Genomic DNA, 16916 nt, shown 5'->3' with positions numbered 1-16916 from the left:
GTCGCTCGTCGAGGCCGCCGCGCTGCTCGTGCTGGTGCTGGGGTGTGCGGTCGTGCGGCCGTGGGGATGGCCGGAGGTCGTGGTCGCGGCGCCCGCCGCCGTCCTGGTGGTCCTCACCGGAGCCGTTTCCGGCGAGGACGCGCTCGGCGAGGTGCGGCGGCTGGCGCCGGTGATCGGGTTCCTGGCCGCGATCCTCGTGCTGGCACAGCTCTGCGACGACGAGGGGCTGTTCCGCGCCTGCGGGGCGTGGCTCGCACGCGCCACGCGCGGGCGGCCCAAGCGCCTGCTCGGCGGGGTGTTCGTGACCGCGGCCCTGGTCACCGCCGTCCTGAGCCTCGACGCCACGATCGTCCTGCTGACGCCGGTCGTGTTCGCGACCGCCACGCGGGTCGGGGTGCGCTCGAAGCCGCACGTCTACGCCTGCACCCACCTGTCCAACAGCGCGTCGCTGCTCCTGCCCGTGTCGAACCTGACCAACCTGCTGGCGTTCGCGGCGAGCGGGCTGGGGTTCACGCGTTTCGCGGCGTTGATGGCGCTGCCGTGGCTGGTGGCCATCGCCGTCGAGTACGTCGTTTTCCGGCGGTTCTTCGCCAACGACCTCGGCGGCACCGGCGAGGAGCGTGCGCCGGAACCCCGTGAGGTGCCGGTGTTCGCGCTGGTCACGGTCGCGGGGACACTCGTGGGTTTCGTGGTCGCGGCGGCCGTCGGGCTGGACCCGGCGTGGGCGGCGCTCGGCGGCGCGCTCGTGCTCGGCGCCCGCGCGCTGGCCCGGCGGCGCACCAGGGTGACGGGGATCGTGCGGGCGGCGGCGTTGCCGTTCCTGGCGTTCGTGCTCGCGCTGGGGATCGTGGTGCGGGCGGTCGTGGACAACGGGCTCGGTGGCGCGTTGGGCCACGTGGTGCCGTCCGGGGCGGGGTTCCCGACGCTGTTGGCGATCGCGGGGGTGGCGGCCGTGCTGGCGAACGTGATCAACAACCTGCCCGCGGTGCTGGTGCTGTTGCCGCTGGTCACGGGTCCGGGGCCGGTGCTGGCCGTGCTGCTCGGCGTGAACCTCGGACCCAACCTCACCTACGCGGGCTCGCTGGCGACGTTGCTGTGGCGGCGGGTCGTGCGTGCGCACGACCACGAGGTGAACCTGGGTGAGTTCACGAGGTTGGGCCTGCTCACCGTGCCCGCTGGGCTCGTGCTGGCCGTGGTGGCACTGTGGGGGTCGCTGCAGGTGATCGGAGGATGACCATGGCCGCTGTGGTGGTGTGGGTCGTCGAGGGCACGTGGCGGTCCTGTGTGGACGCTGCCCGCACGCATGCCCCGAGCGACGCGGAGTTCGTGCTGCTGCACGTCAGCGATGTCTCGGGTGCCGCCCACGGGGCGTTCGCCGGGCTGCTCGGCCGCGCCCGTCCGGACCGCGACCCCGGCACCCGCCTGGCCGGCCTGGCCGCGGCTTCGGCAGGCGAGCTCCTCGACGCCGCGGCCGGGCGCCTGGACCGCCCGTGCCGGCGCGAAACCCGCACGGGCCGCCGCGAACGCGAGGTGGTGGCGGCGCTGGAGGACGCCGCCCTGCTGGTGCTGGCCCGCGACGGCGACCGCGACCGCCTCGGGCCGAAGAGCCTCGGCCCCGCGACCCGCTTCGTCGTCGACCACGCCCCGTGCCCGGTCCTGCTGGTCTGGCCGGCACCGGCGCCCGACCTGGCCACGATCCCGCCTCCGCCACACCACTAGTCCCGGGGCCGTCGAGGTGGCCGGGCCACCCGTCGGTCGGGTGGGTGTCACTCCCGTGACTGATCATCGCGGTGACGTGGGTGATCGGGTGCTGTGATGACCGGGAACCGTCTCGACAGCGGAAGGAGACTCGACGATGAGCCGAATTTCCCGGGTGATCACCACGATGTTCGCGGTGGCGGTGGCCGTTGTGGGCCCCACCATGGTCGCCGCGCCCGCGCAGGCCGATGTCGCGGCCTGTACGAGCTATCTCGAGGAGATGGGCTACTACGCCGACACCGAGACCGACGCCGCCTGCGCGGCCGGTGAGGAGGGGGACCTGCAGGAATGCACCGAAGGGCTCCACCAGGCCGGGGTGGACTGGCCCTACGCGACGAGGGCCTGCCACGAGGCGCGGAGCTGAGGTCACCCCCGGCGCGCGTACGGGCGCCCTCGTCCGCTCGCGGCCTCCCGGTCCCCCCGGCCGACACGGATACCGGCGGTTGATCGACCGGCCAGAGTCTCACTATGATGCCCCACGTTCGGTTAATTTCCGACTACGGAGGCTTCATGCGACGACGCCGCCTCACCATCGCCGCCACCGGCGCACTCATCGCCGCCCTGTTCGCCGTCCCGGGAGCCGCGAACGCCGCGGCCGGGCCGACGACCCTGCCGGCCGGCCAGTACACGCTCAGCGCGAACTACAACCAGTTCGACGCGGTAAACGCCGCGCTCGTGTCGACGCTCGGCACGGCGCCCGTCCACACGGTGATGGACAACGCGAACCACGACCGCACCGGGCTGCCGTCCTCGTTCTCCCCGGCAGGGCTGGAGACCGGGTTCCGGTTCGACAGCGGCGACAACTCCGACTGCACGAACTTCCCGCAGGGCATCACGACCAGCCGCGATGCGATCGGCACCGCCAACAGCGGCAACTACGACGGCCACCAGCTCGTCGTGGTCAGCTGGTACACCAAGGCAGGGTGCGACGGCGCCCAGTCCCGCAGCAGGATCACGCTCGTCGACTGGGACGCCACCTACCCCAACAAGTACCGCAAGGTCCTGCTGGTCGAGCCGACCGGTTCCGCGACGACGCCGAACTTCAAGGACATCCCGGTCCACGCGGGCGGGGTCTCCTGGTACGGCGACTACCTGTACGTCGCCGACACCGGCCGCGGCATGCGGGTGTTCGACATGCGCAAGATCCTCAAGACGAACACCGGCGGCACCGCCGACCAGATCGGCCGTCAGTCCAGCGGCGTGTACTACGCGCACAACTACGCCTACGCGCTGCCGCAGATCGGCACGATCACCGCGGGCACGACGTCCGGCACGAACCTCGCGTGGTCGACGATCTCGCTCGACCGGGTCAGCAAGTCGATCGTGATGACCGAGTACACCTGCCAGTCGGGCTGCACGTCCTACCCGAACCGCGCGCCGAGGGCGATCCGCTACCCGTTCGCGTCGAGCGGCACGTTCGCCGCGTCGACCACGGCGAGCCAGGCGCTTCAGCTGCCCTGGTACAACCTCAACGGCGTGGCCTCGCACAACGGACGCTGGTGGTTCGCGTCGTCGGGCCAGAAGCAGCTGTACTACTGGACGTCGGCGACGGGTTCCGCCACCTACTCGTGGGTGAGCGGCGCCGAGAGCATCTCCTACTGGGAGGACGACGTGAACCCGGACCTGCTGTGGTCGCTGACGGAGAGCGCCGGGAGCCGCAACGTGTTCGCGGTCGAGCAGGCCACCTACGACGGCTGACCTCCACCCGTTGACCACCCTCGAGCCGGCGCCCACGGGCGCCGGCTTCGCCTTGTTCGCACCAGCCAGGCATGCGCTTACCTTGCGGCTTACCGGCCCGCGAGGTTCGTGCAAACAGGTCTAGACCAACTCCCGGTCCATGGGTTAATTTAAGGCGTGTATTTACCTCGTCGGGGAGGAGCCGCCATGGTGTCCAGATCGGTGAAGGTCCTGTTGTCGGCCGTACTCCTCGGTCTTGGCATACTGGCGCCTCCGGTGGCGAGCGCCGCGCCGTTCAGCGTGCTGGCGTTCTACAGCGGCACGTGGGACGCCGCGCACATCGCCTTCGAGAAGGAGGCGAACGTCTGGTTCGCACAGCAGGCGTCGGCGAACGGGTACACGTACTCGTCGACGACCGACTGGAACCGGCTGACCTCGCTCACCCCGGCGCAGGCCCAGGTCGTGATGTTCCTCGACGACCAGCCGCAGTCGTCGGCGCAGTTCCAGGGCTTCCAGCGGTACGTGCAGGCGGGCGGGGGCTTCTTCGGCTTCCACGTGACCGCCTACAACGACAACACGACCCCGTCGTACGCGAACTGGTTCCACAACGACTTCCTGGGCACGGGCCGGTTCGCGACCAACACGTGGGGCCCGACCGCAGAGACGCTGAGGATCGACAACCGCACGCACCCGTCGACGGTCAACCTGCCCACGACGATCCAGTCGTCGGTGAGCGAGTGGTACTCGTGGGAGCGGGACCTGCGCCAGAACCCGAACATCCAGGTCCTGGCGTCGCTGGACGCGTCGACGTTCCCGGTGGGTGACGACCCGGCGCAGCAGTGGCACAGTGGTTACTACCCGATCATGTGGACGAACACGAACTTCCGCATGCTGTACGCGAACTTCGGCCACAACAGGATGAACTACGACACGAACCAGCAGCTGTCGTCCACCTTCGACAGCCCGAACCAGAACCGTTTCATCCTCGACGGCCTGAAGTGGCTCGGCGGTGGCGGCGGCACCACCCCGCCCGACCCCGGCGAGATCTCCCCCACCGCGTGGTACACCGTGACCGGCCGCGCCAGTGGAAAGTGCGTCGACATCCGCGCCGCGGCGTCGGCGAACGGGACCGTGGTCCAGCAGTACGCGTGCAACGGCACCAACGCACAACGCTTCCAGTTCCAGCCGACGTCCGGCGGTTTCGGCCGGATCAACAGCCAGCTCAACGCGGCGCAGGTGCTGGACGTCAAGGACGTGTCGGTGGCGGACAACGCCGCGATCCAGCTGTGGGCGTACGGCGGTGGTCTGAACCAGCAGTGGCAGTGGGTCACGGAGGGCGGCGGTTACTACCACTTCGTGAACCGCAACAGCGCGAAGTGCCTGACCGTACCGGGCTCCTCGACCGCCGACAGCGTCCAGCTGACCCAGACCACCTGCAACGGCGGGGCGAGCCAGTCGTTCCGAGTCGCGTAGGGGGCACACCTCACGGGGCCGAGGCGGCACTGAAGGCACCCTTCCTGACACTCGACGTCGGGAAGGGCGCCTTCGGTGCTGGGCAGCAGGCAGGTTCACGTTGCCGTTGGCAACACCGACGCGCCGACGGAGGCGTTCGGAACGGGTCAGCGTGTCGCGCCAGGCGGCGCGGCAGCGCTACCAGCACGGCGACACCGCGACAGGGCCACGCGGCGGCGGGGCGAAGCGGCGGGGCGACGTGGCGCGGCCAGGGGCGGCACGGCGAGACCGGGCGGCGAGGCGGCGCATGGCGGCGGCGAGGGACGCGGCGAGGCGAGGCAGCGCGAGGCGGCAAAGCGATGCGACCTTGGGCGGCGGCCAGGCGGGGCAACACGGTGGGCCGAGCCGGGGCGGGGCAGCGGGGCGGGGCGGGGCGGACAAAGCGTTACGAAGGACGCCTTCCTTACACCGGGCGTCACGAAGGCGTCCTTCGTTACACCGGACGTCACGAAGGACCCCCTTCCTTGCGCCGGGCGTTACGAAGGCGTCCTTCGTTACGATCAGCGCCATCCCGCAGATCGTGGCCAACCTCAACAGCCGCGGCCTCTGTGCCGGGATGATCTCCACGGCCACCGGTCGGGCCGTGGCGCCCACCGGCGGTAGCGACCCCGGCAACCCGCCGCCTTCCGGCGGGTCCTGCACCGCCACCTATCGCACCTCGCAGCAGTGGGGCGACCGGTTCAACGGTGAGGTGACCATCCGCGCCGGGTCGGCCGCCATCACCAGTTGGACCGCCACCGTGCGGCTCACCTCCCCGCAACGGGTCTCCACCACGTGGAGCGGCACGCCCAGCTGGGACTCCAGCGGGATCGTCATGACCATGCGTCCCAACGGGAACGGCAACCTCGGCCCAGGCGCCAGCACCACGTTCGGCTTCACCGTGATGGCCAACGGGCAGTGGGCGACACCCGCCGTCTCCTGCGCCACGCCGTAGTCGAAGTACCGGGTGCCCTCGCCTCGACGCTGGGGCACCCGGTTCTCACGCGGCGGCCAGAGCCTCGGTCGGAGTCAGTCTGGACGCGCGGATCGACGGGTGCAGGCCGGCCACCGCGCCCACCACGATCGCGCCCACCACGCCGCCCAGTACGGCCAGTGGCGGGATCACCACCTGCCAGTCCTGGTACAGCGCGTAGGCCGCCGTCACCAGTGCGCCTGTCGCCGTGCCCGCGGCTCCGCCCACTGTGGACAGTGCCACCGCCTCGGTCAGGAACTGCGACCGGATGTGGGATCTCGTCGCACCCAGTGCCCTGCGCAGTCCGATCTCCCTTCTGCGTTCCAGTACCGAGATGAACATCGTGTTCGCCACGCCGATGCCGCCCACGAGCAGCGCCACGCCGGCCAACCCGAGCAGCAGTGCCGAGAAGTTGTTCTCCGTCGCACGTTTCGCCGCCAGTGCGTCGGACGGGCGGGACACCTGTACCAACCCGGGTAGTCGCGGGTACAGCGTGGGTGCCAGTACCGCGCGCACGTCCTCGATCGCGTTCTCCCTCGCCTTCGCGTAGACGACTGTCGGGTGGCCGGTGAACTCGAGCCACGTGCGGGCCGCGTCCCAGCCGACCAGCACCGCCCGTTCCACGTCGGCGGCGAGTGGCATCGGGGCCAGGATGCCGATCACCGTGAACCACGTCTGTCCTATGTAGACCTGCGGCGCCTGGTTCGGGGTCAGGCGGTCTATTCCCAGCCTGCCCGCTGCCACGTAGCCCAGCACCACCGTCGGGAAACGGGACGTCGACGCGTCCAGGAACCTGCCGTCGGCCACCGTGCCGTTCAGTTGGGACAACAGGTTCGTCGTGCTCGCCAGCACCGACAGGCCCGAGCCGTCGCCCAGTGGCGCGCGGTCCGAGCGGCGCACGATCGTGTGCGTGTTGGCCACGGCCGCGGCTCCCGTCACCGGGCCTATGCGTGCCACCCGTTCCACCGCGTCCGAGGACAGCTCCACCGGCGGGTCGCCCGGGGTCGGCTCCGCACGCAGCATGTTCGTGCCCAGTGCGGTCAGCTCGTCCAGCAGCGCGCGCTGGCTCGTCGCGGGGATGCCCGTGACCACGATCATCGTCGCTATGCCGATCGCTATGCCCAGGGCCGACAGTGCAGCGCGGAAGCGGCGGGCCGTGATGCCCAGCAGGCCAAGGCGCAGCACGTCACCCAGGCCCAGCCGGACCGGTCTGACCGCTGTCATGCCACCACCCGCCCGTCTCGCAGCTCCACCCGGCGCGGTAGCGACGCCGCGATGTCGCGATCGTGGGTGATCACCGCGACCGTCGTGCCCTCGGCGTTCAGCGAACGCAGCAGTGCCAGCACCGCCGCGCCGTTGTCGCTGTCCAGCGCGCCGGTCGGTTCGTCGGCCAGCACCAGTGTCGGCGAGGTGACCACCGCCCGCGCTATCGCCACTCGCTGCCGCTCGCCGCCGGAGAGCTGGAAAGGCTTGTGTGACAGGCGATGCCCGAGCCCGACCCGTTCCAGCGCGGCCACCGCACGGTCGCGCCGCTGCCTGCGTGGCACCCCCGCGTACAGCAGTGCCGTGGCCACGTTGTCCACCGCCGACAGGCCGTCGCTCAGGTGGAACTGCTGGAACACGAACCCCAGCCGGCGGCCGCGCAGCGCGGACAGCCGCCGGTCCGGCAGGTCCGTGACGTCCACGCCCCCGATCTCCACCCGGCCACTGGTCGGGCGGTCCAGGGTGCCCACGATCGACAGCAGCGTCGACTTCCCCGACCCCGACGGGCCCACGATCGCCAGCATCTCCCCCTCGTCGAGCGACAGCGACACCCGGTCGAGTGCCACGACACCACCCGGGTAGTGCTTGCTCACCTCCTTCAGCGACAGGATCACGACGTCGTCACCACCGTCATGCCCTCGGTGACCCCGTCGCCCGAGATCTCCACCAGCTCGCGGGAGAACATCCCGGTGGTCACCGCGCGGTAGGTCCCGTTCGGCAGCTGGACCGCGTAACCGCCCTCCCGCAACGCGACCAGCGCGCCGACCGGCACCGCCAGCACGCCCTTGTGGGTCTCCGTCGTCACGGTGACCCGCACGGAGGCGCTCTCGAGATCGGCCACCGCCTGCTGGTCGGCCGGCGTCACCAGCACCTCCACCTTCGGAGGTCCCCCGGTCTGGGAATTGTCCTCACTGCCGGTGACGGTCGTGCTGACCGACGCGACCGTCGCGGGCACGTTCCCGCCGTCCGGCCGCACCACCGTCACCGGCATGCCCGTGGTGAGCTTGCTGACCTCGCCCGCCTCGACCGGCATCGTGACGACCTTGGTCGTGGCGGTGACCGTCAGCAACTCCTCCGCGACCGGGTCACCCAGCTGGGCGGTGACAGAGTTGACCCGAACGGGTCCGGCGAGCACCACGACCTGGCCCGGTGCCAGCGTCCCGGTCGGCTCCATGCCCACCCTGTCCTGCCACTTCTTCAGCGACGCCAGCAGGGTCGGGTTGGCCCGCGCCTTCGTCGCGTCCTTCGCCCGCGCGCCGACCGCGTAGCCGAGCTCGGCCAGGTTCGCGGCCACCACCGCCACGTCCGGGCCGACCAGGTCCGGGTTGTCCACCGGCCGGTACAGCGGTGTGTCGCCGAAGAACACCGGCACCGGGCGGCCGTCCACCCAGTACAGCGCGTCGCCCCTGGCCGCGACCGCGCCGACGGCCGGGAGCTTGGTGACCGTGCCTGCCCCCGTGCCCTTCAGCGTGGTCACGCCGCCGTAGCCGAGGGTGCCACCGAAGCTCTGCGTGTCGGCCAGGTCGGTCCGCACCACCCTCGTCGTCGCGACCTTCGGCGTGGGCGGGGCGGCCTGCGCGGTGTCGTCGTGGTCGGCCAGCGCCACGGCTCCCGCGCCGACCCCGCCCGCCACCACCACGGCGACCGCGGTCAGGAACACCCGCCGGTCAGGCACTGAAGGCCTCCACCTGACAGTCGTGCTCGAGCTTGCGCTGCTGGTCCTCCGGCAGGGTCTGGGTGACGCCGTCGTCGTAGGTCCAGCCAGTCCCGAACGGCTCGATCGGGTGAACCTTGAGGCCGCCGTCGGTCAGGCAGGTCATGTACTCGTGGTAGTCGTCGAGGTAGTGCGGGTTGGTCTCCGGCTCCAGCTCCGGCGGCTGTAACGGGAGCTTGTTCGCACACTCCTTGCGGGCCCGCACCGACTGCGGGCTGTCGTCCTCCATGTCCGGCGAGGTGACCTTGGTGTTGCCCGCCGGGCCCGCGTGCTCGTCGGTGCGCCCGTCGAGCATCTTGTGGCCGTGTGCCTCCAGGCAGAGGTAGTAACCCTGCCAGGCGAGGTTGACCTCCTCGTCCGAGCTGTCGAGGCGGAGCTGCGGGCGGCCCGCGTCACCGGCGGGCGCGGTGGTGGCGGAGGTCGCCGTGCCCTTCGCCGTCGAGAGCGACGCTACCGGTGGCTCTGCCGAGGGCGGCGACGAGCACGCGCCGAGCAGGGCGGCGGCGGCGACCGCGAGGAGGATGCGCTTGGTCATGGCGAGAAGACTGTCGCAGGATTGTCAGAGAGCTGTCAGGGTCCGGTTCGGGTCCCGTCAGTGTTCGCGGGACGGCTCTACCATCGGCGCCATGGCAGCCATCGCGCTCGCCGAGGACGACGTCAAGCAGGCCGAGCTGGTGCGCCGCTACCTCGAACGCGAGCACCACACCGTGATCGTCGCCGCCGACGGCAGGGCCGCGCTGGAGGCCGTCCGCCGCGAACGTTTCGACCTGCTGGTGCTGGACCTGATGCTGCCGGTGCTCGACGGGCTGGAGGTGTGCCGGATCCTGCGCGGCGAGGGTGCGGGCCTGCTGATCATGATGCTCACCGCCCGCTCGACGGAGGACGACCTGCTGCGCGGCCTCGACCACGGCGCCGACGACTACCTGACCAAGCCGTTCAGCCCGCGTGAGCTGGTGGCCCGCGTGCGCACGCTGCTGCGCCGGGCCCGCCCGTTCACCACGCCGGACCCGGTGCTGCGGGTGGGGCCGCTGACCGTCGACCCGCTGCGCCACGAGGTCACCAGCGAGGGGCGGCCCGTGCCGTGCACGCCCGGCGAGTTCCGGCTGCTCGCCGCGCTCGCCGCGCAACCCGACCGGGTGTTCACCCGCGAGCAGCTGCTCGACAGCATGCACGGCTTCGACAGCTACCTCACCGACCGCACCATCGACATGCACGTGCTCAACCTGCGCAAGAAGATCGAGCGGGAGCCGCGCAGGCCGGTGCACCTGGTCACGGTGTACGGCGTCGGCTACAAGCTCACGGGCGGTCCCGGTGCGGGTTAGCCTGCTCACCCGGCTGCTCGGCGCGTCCGTGCTGATCGCGGTGCTGGCGATCGCGGCGACCGCGTGGCTCGCGACCAGGACCACGACCAACGCGATCGAGCAGGAGCAGGGCAGGACCCTCGCGACCGACAACCAGATCTACACGACGCTGCTCGGGTACGCGGCCACCCACCCGTCGTGGGACGGCGTCGGCCCGACACTGGAGACGCTGGCCCAGCACACCGACCGCCGGATCACGCTGCTCGCCCACGACCGCACGCCGATCGCCGACTCCTCGACCGGACCGCTGCCCTCGATCGCCTCGGCCGTCGTCGACCCACTCGCCGTCGACCCCGCGCTGGTGCCCGACGCGGCCGCCGACCGCATCGACAGCCGCGCGGTGGGCCCGTTCCGGTTGCCGGACAACGAGAAGACCTACCTCGACGGTCTGGCCGCCGAGGCGCTCCAGTGTGTGCGGACCCGCTCCGGCGGCGGCGAGATCGTCACGACCCCGACCGGCCGTCCCCGGGTGGCGGGCCCCAACGGGTACACCGCGGCCTCGTGCGGCGGTGCCGCGCTCGACGACCCGACCCCGACCGAGCAGGCGGCGCTCACGCAGCTGTCCGCGCTGGTCAACGGGTGCCTGGACCGCAACGGCCTGCCGCCGGTGCGGCTCGCGCTGGACCGGTCGTGGACGTGGACGGCGCCCGGCCCGGCACAGGCGGGAATCGAGAACACGGTGACCGGGTGCGTCGCGAGCGCCCGGCACGAGCAGCTGACCCCGTTCGTCGCGCCCGCGGCGATGCTGTTCGTGACCACGGAGGCAGGCGCGGCGGCGCCGAGCCCGTTCGACCTGTCGGCAGGCAACCAGGGCCGGATCGCCCTGGCCGCGGCGGCGGTCCTGGTGGTGACGGTGGCCATCACGGTGCTGGCCGGGCGGCGCCTGACCCGTCCGCTGCGTGCGCTGACGGCCGCGGCACAGCGGATGCGCGACGGCGTGCCGGACACGCGGGTGCGGGTCCGCGGCCACGACGAGATCGCCCGCCTCGCGGCCGCGTTCAACGACATGGCGGTGACCAGGGAGCGGATGGAGCGGCAGCGCAACGACATGGTCGGCGACATCGCCCACGAGCTGCGCACCCCGCTGTCGAACATCCGCGGCTGGCTGGAGGCCACGCAGGACGGCGTGTCCACACTGGACCCACCGCTGGTCGCCTCCCTGCTGGAGGAGGCGAGGCTCCTGCAGCACGTGATCGACGACCTCCAGGACCTCGCGCTGGCCGACGCGGGCACGTTGCGCCTGCACGTCGCGGACGTCGACGTGCCGGAGCTGCTCGCCGACCTGCCGCTCCCGCCGAACGCGGTGGTGGCGGCCGAGCCGCTGACGGTGCGGGCCGACCCGATGCGGCTGCGGCAGATGCTGGGGAACCTGGTGGCCAACGCGGTCCGCCACACCCCGCCGGAGGGCACGATCACGCTCCGCGCGTACCCGTCGGGTGACGTCGGGGTGCTGGAGGTGAGCGACACGGGCACCGGCATCTCCCCCGACGACCTCCCGCACGTGTTCGACCGCTTCTGGCGCGCGGAGAAGTCACGCAACAGGGCCACCGGCGGCAGCGGCCTCGGCCTGGCGATCGTCCGCAAGCTGGCGGAGTCCCACCACGGCACCGCCACCGTCGAGAGCGTGCCGGGCGAGGGTGCCACGTTCCGTCTGCGCCTGCCCCGCACGCGGTAGCGGATGTCCTCGGCAGCCTGCTCGCGGAAGGAGGGCCTGGCGCCGCTACGGAGCGTCCGGTGACGCCAGTACCACCGCCGAGTTGTGGCCGCCCATGCCGAGCGACGACTTCACCGTGATGCCCCCCTTGGTCGGGGTCGGACCGTCGAGCAGCTGGGGGTGCGCCGCCGCGACCGTCGGCGGGGCCGGGATCAGGCCGCGGTCGTAGCCGAGTGCCGCCGCCGCGACCTCGATGGCCGACGCCGCGCCCTGGCAGTGGCCGGTCAGCGGCTTGACCGAGTAGATGCCCGTGTCCGCGAAGAACAGCTGCTCGACCACCGCCGCCTCCGCCGCGTCGCACTGGGCGGTGCCCGGGCCGTGGGCGTTGAAGTACCGCACGTCACCCGCGGAAACGCCCGCTGCCCGTAACGCTTCCTGCACACACGCGAAGACTTCGGCATGCGACGGCTCTATCGAGGTCACGTGGTGGGCGTCGTGGGTCATGGCGCCGCCGAGGGTGTAGGCGTAGGGGCGGCCGGAACCGCGGGACAGCACGAACGACACCGACGCCTCGCCCATGACGAAACCGCGGCTGCCCTCCTGGAACGGGCGGCACGCCTCCAGCGGGTCGGCGTCGACCACCGCGACCCCGAGCCGGACGAAATGGCGGACGTTCTCGGGGGTGAGGGACAGGTCCGTCGCGACGAACACCACGTCGTCGACAATGCCGCCGTCCAACCACGACTTCGCGGTCAGCAAACCCGCGTTGCCGGACGCGCACATCGCCGACACGGTCATCGCCGGGCCGTGGAAGCCGTATTCCTGCATCAGGGTGGACATCGGGGTGGACGGCATCAGTCCGAGATATTCTCGGACGGACACGTCGCCGTCCCGCACGGTGTAGAAATCCTTCCAGAGATCCACTTCGCCGAGGACCACCGCGTGCAGCAGGCCGACACGGCGGCCGGGGCGCCAACCCCGGGAGCGGGCGTTCTCGACGGCCTCGCGGGCCGAGGCACGCATGGCGCGCGCGAACCGGCTGTCCCCGTCGCCGGGGCTGCCGCCACCGGGAACGCGGGCGATCCACATCGGGTCACCGAGGCCGGAGGTCGCGACCGCCGCGGGCTTGCCCGCGAGCAGACCGTCCCACAGCAGCTCACGTCCCCACCCGTAACCGCTCACGACGCCGATACCGCAGATTCCCACGTGTTGCGCGGCCATCCCGCGGTCCCTCCCACTCGCGGCCCCTGTACCCCAATCGTAACTCCCGCCACGGAGATCCCCCGTCCCAATTAAGCCGCCCTTTGATCCACACGTGAACCAAAGTGGTCACAATGATTTTTAGTTGCTCCACAACGGAGCCTCCCGGCGTACCTCCGCCCACCCTGATTAGGGTGGTCAGGTTGACCACGACCAGGTAAATATCCACAGTGGCCGCTCCCGCGACGGATTGGACAGAACATGGGGCCCGGACGCCATGACTTCCACGAGTTCATGGACGAGACCAACGCGGACGCCGAGCTGCTGGTCGACCTGGCGCTGTCCGTCGGCACCGCCGTCGCCTGGTCGTTCGACCTGACCGCCGACAGGCTCATCTGGACCCGCGGCCTCGACGACATGCTCGGCGTGTCCGGCGCACCGCCGGACGAGCTCCGCGACCGGCTGTCCGAACTGGTCGCGCCGCTGACCGTCGCCGCGCGGACCGCCGCGGTGTGGCAGGAGTTCGACCTCGAGCAGCGCTGCACCGGCCACGGCGACGTGCCGAGGTGGCTGCAGATCCGGGCCAGGCTCACCTCGCACGCGGGCTGCCGCAGGCTCGTCGGCGTGATCACGAACGTGACCGGCAGACGCACCGAGCGCCAGGCGCTCTCCGACATCACCGACCGCTACCGGCTCCTGGTCGACCTCAGCCCCGACGCGATCGTCGTGCACGAGGCGGGCAGGCTGGTCTACGCGAACCCGGCCGCCGTGCGGTTCGTGCGGGCCGCCTCCGCCGCCGAGATGGTCGACCGGCCGATCGTCGACTTCGTCCACCCCGACTCGGTGGCGGCGATGCTGCGGCGGATCGCCGACCTGTCCGAACCGGGTGCCGCGACGGAGACGACCGAGGTCCTGCTTCGTCGTCTCGACGGCGGCAGCATCGCCGTCGCGTCCGTGTCCGTGCGCACCACGTGGGAGGGCAGGCCGGCCTTCCAGGTGATCATGCGGGACGTCACCGCGCAGAAGGCCGCGGCGGCGGCACTCCGCTACCAGGCCGCTCTTGTCACCCATGTGAGTGACGCGCTCGTCGCCACCACCTCACAAGGCGTGGTGACCAGCTGGAACCCCGCCGCCGAGACCATCTACGGCCACTTCGCGGTCGACGCCATCGGCAAGCCGATCCACGAGCTGGTGGGCGCGGACCTCGACCCGGCGACGGTGCTGGAGATGGGCGGTGTCGTGCAGGCCGACCACCGGGACGCGAACGGCGGCGCGCTCGCGGTCCGCGTCTCGGTCGCCAGGATGTCCGACGGCTACGTGCTGATCTGTGCCGACGAGACCGCGCGGCGGCGGGCCGAGCAGTACTTCACGACCGTGGTCGCGGCCATCGAGGAGGGCGTGATCGTGATCGGGGCGAACGGCGAGGTCGAGTCGGTGAACCCGGCCGCCGAGCGCATCCTCGCGATCAACGAGAAGGAGACGCTCGGCGCGCCGTCGACACTCGCCGAGCTGTACGACGAGAACGGCGTGCGCATCCCGTACGAGGACTACCCCACCGCGCACACCCGGCGCACCGGCGAGCCACGCAACGGCCGGATCGTCTGCTCGGTGCGCCCCGACGGCAGCCGCGTGTGGCTGTCGATGAGCACCCGCGCGCTCAACCCGGACGACGGCCTGCCCGCGACGGTCGTCATCTCGTTCTCCGACATCACCGAGCGCCGCCAGATCGAGGGCCGCCGCGAGCACGAGGCCACCCACGACGCGCTGACCGGCCTGGTCAACCGGACCGTCGCGATCGACGAGCTGAGCCGTACGTCACGAGCGCGCCACCCCGGCTCCACCGCGGTCCTGTTCATCGACCTCGACAAGTTCAAGGTCATCAACGACTCGCTCGGCCACGGCGTCGGCGACCGGGTCCTGCAGGTGATCGGCGAGCGGCTGCGGGGCAGCACGCGCCGCACGGACATCGTCGGTCGGCTCGGCGGCGACGAGTTCGCGGTGATCGCGCACGACATGACGAGCCCCGACAACGCGCGGGCGCTCGCCGAGCACATCCGCGCCGAGCTGAACCGCCCGGTCAGCGTCGACGGCAGGGTCCTCCACATCGACGCGAGCCTCGGCATCGTGATCGCACGCGCGGACGACCCGCGCGACGGCGAGGCGCTGCTGTCGGACGCGGACCTCGCGATGTACCAGGCGAAGACGCAGGGCCGCGGCCAGCACGCGTTCTTCGACATCGAGCTGCGGGAGCGCAGCCAGCGCAGGCTCCGGCTGGAGCAGGACCTGCGGGCGGCGCCTGCGCTGGGTCAGCTGTGGCTCGCGTACCAGCCGATCGTGGACCTGCGTACCGGCCGCGCCACCGCCGTCGAGGGTCTGGCGAGGTGGAACCACCCGCGCTTCGGCGCGATCTCGCCGGGTGAGTTCATCCCGCTCGCCGAGGAGAGCGACCTGATCAACCTGCTCGGCGAACACGTGCTGCGCATCGCGACCGAGGAGATCATCGACCTGCGGGCACGCAACTCCCACCTCGGGCTGACGGTGAACCTGTCGGTGCGCCAGCTCGACCACGACCGCCTGGTGCCGATCGTGCGGGACGCGACCCTGGTGGCCGGGCTGCCGCCGGGTGCGCTGTGCCTGGAGATCACCGAGAGCGCGATCATGCGGGACCCGAAGCGGGCCGCGAGCACGCTGACCGCGTTGCGGGACATGGGTGCCCAGCTCGCGATCGACGACTTCGGCACGGGTTACTCGTCGCTGGCGCAGTTGTTGACGCTGCCGCTGGACATGCTCAAGATCGACCAGACCTTCACCGCTCGGTTGGGCGACTCCCGTGACGCGGAGGCGATCCTGAAGAGCGTCATCGCGATGGCGCACGCGGTGAACCTGACGGTGGTCGCGGAGGGTGTGGAGACGGAGAGCCAGCTCGGGATCCTGCGTGCGCTGGGCTGTGACGCGGCCCAGGGGTTCCACCTGGGCCGCCCGGTGGCCGCGGCGGAGCTGGACCTGTCCACCTAGGACCGCCGCGGCCGAACGTACTGAAGGCGTCCTTCAGTGCGCCCAGCGTTACGAAGGCGTCCTTCAGTGCACTTCGGGGCAGGACAGGAGGTCTGCCAGCTCGGTTGGGCGCGTGAACATCGGCCAGTGAGAGGTGGGCAGCTCCGCGTACTCCCACTGCGGGTCAGTCATGTGCCGGAACAGGGGCGCGCCCGCCATCGCACGGGCCTGCTCGGTTGTGAACGTGCACAGGATGCCGAGGCGGGGCAGCTTCTCCCAGGCGCCGGTGAGCGACACGGGTTGCGTGGTGGTGGCGTAGGGCTGGGGCGTAGAGCGTTCTTCCAGTGTGGCAAGGGTTTCCGCGTCGAGGTCGGGTATGACCTGCGCCCACGGCGGCGGGGGAATCCGCCAGCCGTCCCCGTGCTCGGCAACAGTCCTCGCGGTAGCCGCCCGCGCGTCGGGCTCCTCGAACTCGGACTGCGACACCCCGTCGGGCAGCGGCCCGGTGTCGACGAAGACGAGCTTCGCGACCCGGTCGGGCATCCGGTCCGCGGCGGCGGTGGTCACGACCGCGCCCGCGTAACTGTGGCCGACGAGCACGACGTCGTGGAGGTCGTCGTACCGCAACAGGTTCACCACGTCGGTGACGTGGACCTCGAGGTCGGTGTCCGGTCGGGCGAGGTGGACGCGCTCGCCCATGCCGGTGAGGCTGAGGGTGTGCACGTCGTGGCCGCGAGCACGCAGTGTGTCCGCCACGGGCCGCCACGCCCAGCCGCCGAGCCAGAAACCGGGAATCAGCACGTAGGTCGTCATGGCAGGGACGCTAGGCCG

The 16916-nt window shown here is 71.3% G+C and carries 15 protein-coding genes; 9 read left to right on the top strand and 6 right to left on the bottom strand.

Annotation, left to right across the window (positions count from 1 at the left end):
- Positions 1-52: 52 nt before the first annotated feature.
- The 6 genes from CLV71_RS00835 (at position 53) to CLV71_RS49110 (ending at position 5881) form a co-directional block, all read left to right on the top strand.
- Positions 53-1234 (top strand): SLC13 family permease, encoded by a 1182-nt coding sequence (locus tag CLV71_RS00835; protein ID WP_243866132.1) that lies wholly within the window; start codon positions 53-55, stop codon positions 1232-1234.
- Positions 1231-1719 (top strand): universal stress protein, encoded by a 489-nt coding sequence (locus CLV71_RS00830; RefSeq protein WP_208297321.1) that lies wholly within the window; start codon positions 1231-1233, stop codon positions 1717-1719. The genes CLV71_RS00835 and CLV71_RS00830 overlap by 4 nt, the downstream gene beginning before the upstream one ends.
- A gap of 136 nt (positions 1720-1855) precedes the next feature.
- Positions 1856-2122, top strand: coding sequence for a hypothetical protein (locus CLV71_RS00825; RefSeq protein ID WP_133900609.1), 267 nt, complete (start codon positions 1856-1858; stop codon positions 2120-2122).
- A 146-nt stretch (positions 2123-2268) separates the two neighbouring features.
- Positions 2269-3456 (top strand): hypothetical protein, encoded by a 1188-nt coding sequence (locus CLV71_RS00820; RefSeq protein WP_133900608.1) that lies wholly within the window; start codon positions 2269-2271, stop codon positions 3454-3456.
- 186 nt (positions 3457-3642) lie between these two features.
- Entirely contained in the window at positions 3643-4908 is a 1266-nt protein-coding gene (locus CLV71_RS00815; protein ID WP_133900607.1) for an RICIN domain-containing protein, read from the top strand.
- Between the two features lie 559 nt (positions 4909-5467).
- Positions 5468-5881, top strand: a complete 414-nt coding sequence (locus CLV71_RS49110) for a cellulose binding domain-containing protein (protein ID WP_243866130.1) — start codon at positions 5468-5470, stop codon at positions 5879-5881.
- A 45-nt stretch (positions 5882-5926) separates the two neighbouring features.
- Here the strand turns inward: CLV71_RS49110 and CLV71_RS00805 are convergent, their stop codons facing one another.
- The 4 genes from CLV71_RS00805 to CLV71_RS00790 are packed head-to-tail and all read right to left on the bottom strand — an operon-like array spanning position 5927 to position 9411.
- Positions 5927-7123, bottom strand: a complete 1197-nt coding sequence (locus CLV71_RS00805) for an ABC transporter permease (protein WP_133900606.1) — start codon at positions 7121-7123, stop codon at positions 5927-5929.
- A complete protein-coding gene (locus CLV71_RS00800; protein ID WP_424923858.1) occupies positions 7120-7776 on the bottom strand; it encodes an ABC transporter ATP-binding protein in 657 nt (218 codons plus the stop codon). Before CLV71_RS00800 ends, CLV71_RS00805 begins: the two co-directional genes overlap by 4 nt.
- Positions 7773-8837 (bottom strand): efflux RND transporter periplasmic adaptor subunit, encoded by a 1065-nt coding sequence (locus CLV71_RS00795; RefSeq protein ID WP_133900605.1) that lies wholly within the window; start codon positions 8835-8837, stop codon positions 7773-7775. Before CLV71_RS00795 ends, CLV71_RS00800 begins: the two co-directional genes overlap by 4 nt.
- Positions 8830-9411, bottom strand: a complete 582-nt coding sequence (locus tag CLV71_RS00790; protein WP_133900604.1) for a hypothetical protein — start codon at positions 9409-9411, stop codon at positions 8830-8832. Before CLV71_RS00790 ends, CLV71_RS00795 begins: the two co-directional genes overlap by 8 nt.
- A gap of 91 nt (positions 9412-9502) precedes the next feature.
- Here CLV71_RS00790 and CLV71_RS00785 point away from each other — a divergent pair, with 91 nt between their 5' ends.
- Both CLV71_RS00785 and CLV71_RS00780 read left to right on the top strand, forming a co-directional pair.
- Positions 9503-10198, top strand: a complete 696-nt coding sequence (locus tag CLV71_RS00785; RefSeq protein ID WP_133900603.1) for a response regulator transcription factor — start codon at positions 9503-9505, stop codon at positions 10196-10198.
- A complete protein-coding gene (locus tag CLV71_RS00780) occupies positions 10188-11912 on the top strand; it encodes a sensor histidine kinase (RefSeq protein WP_133900602.1) in 1725 nt (574 codons plus the stop codon). Before CLV71_RS00785 ends, CLV71_RS00780 begins: the two co-directional genes overlap by 11 nt.
- Positions 11913-11957: 45 nt before the next feature.
- Here the strand turns inward: CLV71_RS00780 and CLV71_RS00775 are convergent, their stop codons facing one another.
- Positions 11958-13112 carry a beta-ketoacyl synthase N-terminal-like domain-containing protein gene (locus CLV71_RS00775; RefSeq protein ID WP_133900601.1) on the bottom strand — a complete coding sequence of 385 codons (1155 nt, stop codon included), beginning with the start codon at positions 13110-13112 and terminating at the stop codon, positions 11958-11960.
- Between the two features lie 240 nt (positions 13113-13352).
- Here CLV71_RS00775 and CLV71_RS00770 point away from each other — a divergent pair, with 240 nt between their 5' ends.
- The gene (locus CLV71_RS00770; protein WP_243866128.1) at positions 13353-16106 is read left to right on the top strand and encodes a sensor domain-containing protein; all 2754 of its coding nucleotides are present in this window, start codon (positions 13353-13355) and stop codon (positions 16104-16106) included.
- A 63-nt stretch (positions 16107-16169) separates the two neighbouring features.
- On the opposite strand, the gene CLV71_RS00765 is transcribed toward CLV71_RS00770, so the two are convergent.
- Positions 16170-16898 (bottom strand): alpha/beta fold hydrolase, encoded by a 729-nt coding sequence (locus CLV71_RS00765; RefSeq protein ID WP_133900600.1) that lies wholly within the window; start codon positions 16896-16898, stop codon positions 16170-16172.
- Positions 16899-16916 lie beyond the last annotated feature (18 nt).

The sequence above is a fragment of the Actinophytocola oryzae genome, assembly GCF_004364325.1.
In the GTDB taxonomy this organism is placed as follows: Bacteria; Actinomycetota; Actinomycetes; order Mycobacteriales; family Pseudonocardiaceae; genus Actinophytocola; species Actinophytocola oryzae.
Note: the sequence above shows the minus strand (reverse complement) of the source record. Positions and strands in the feature narration are given on the sequence as shown.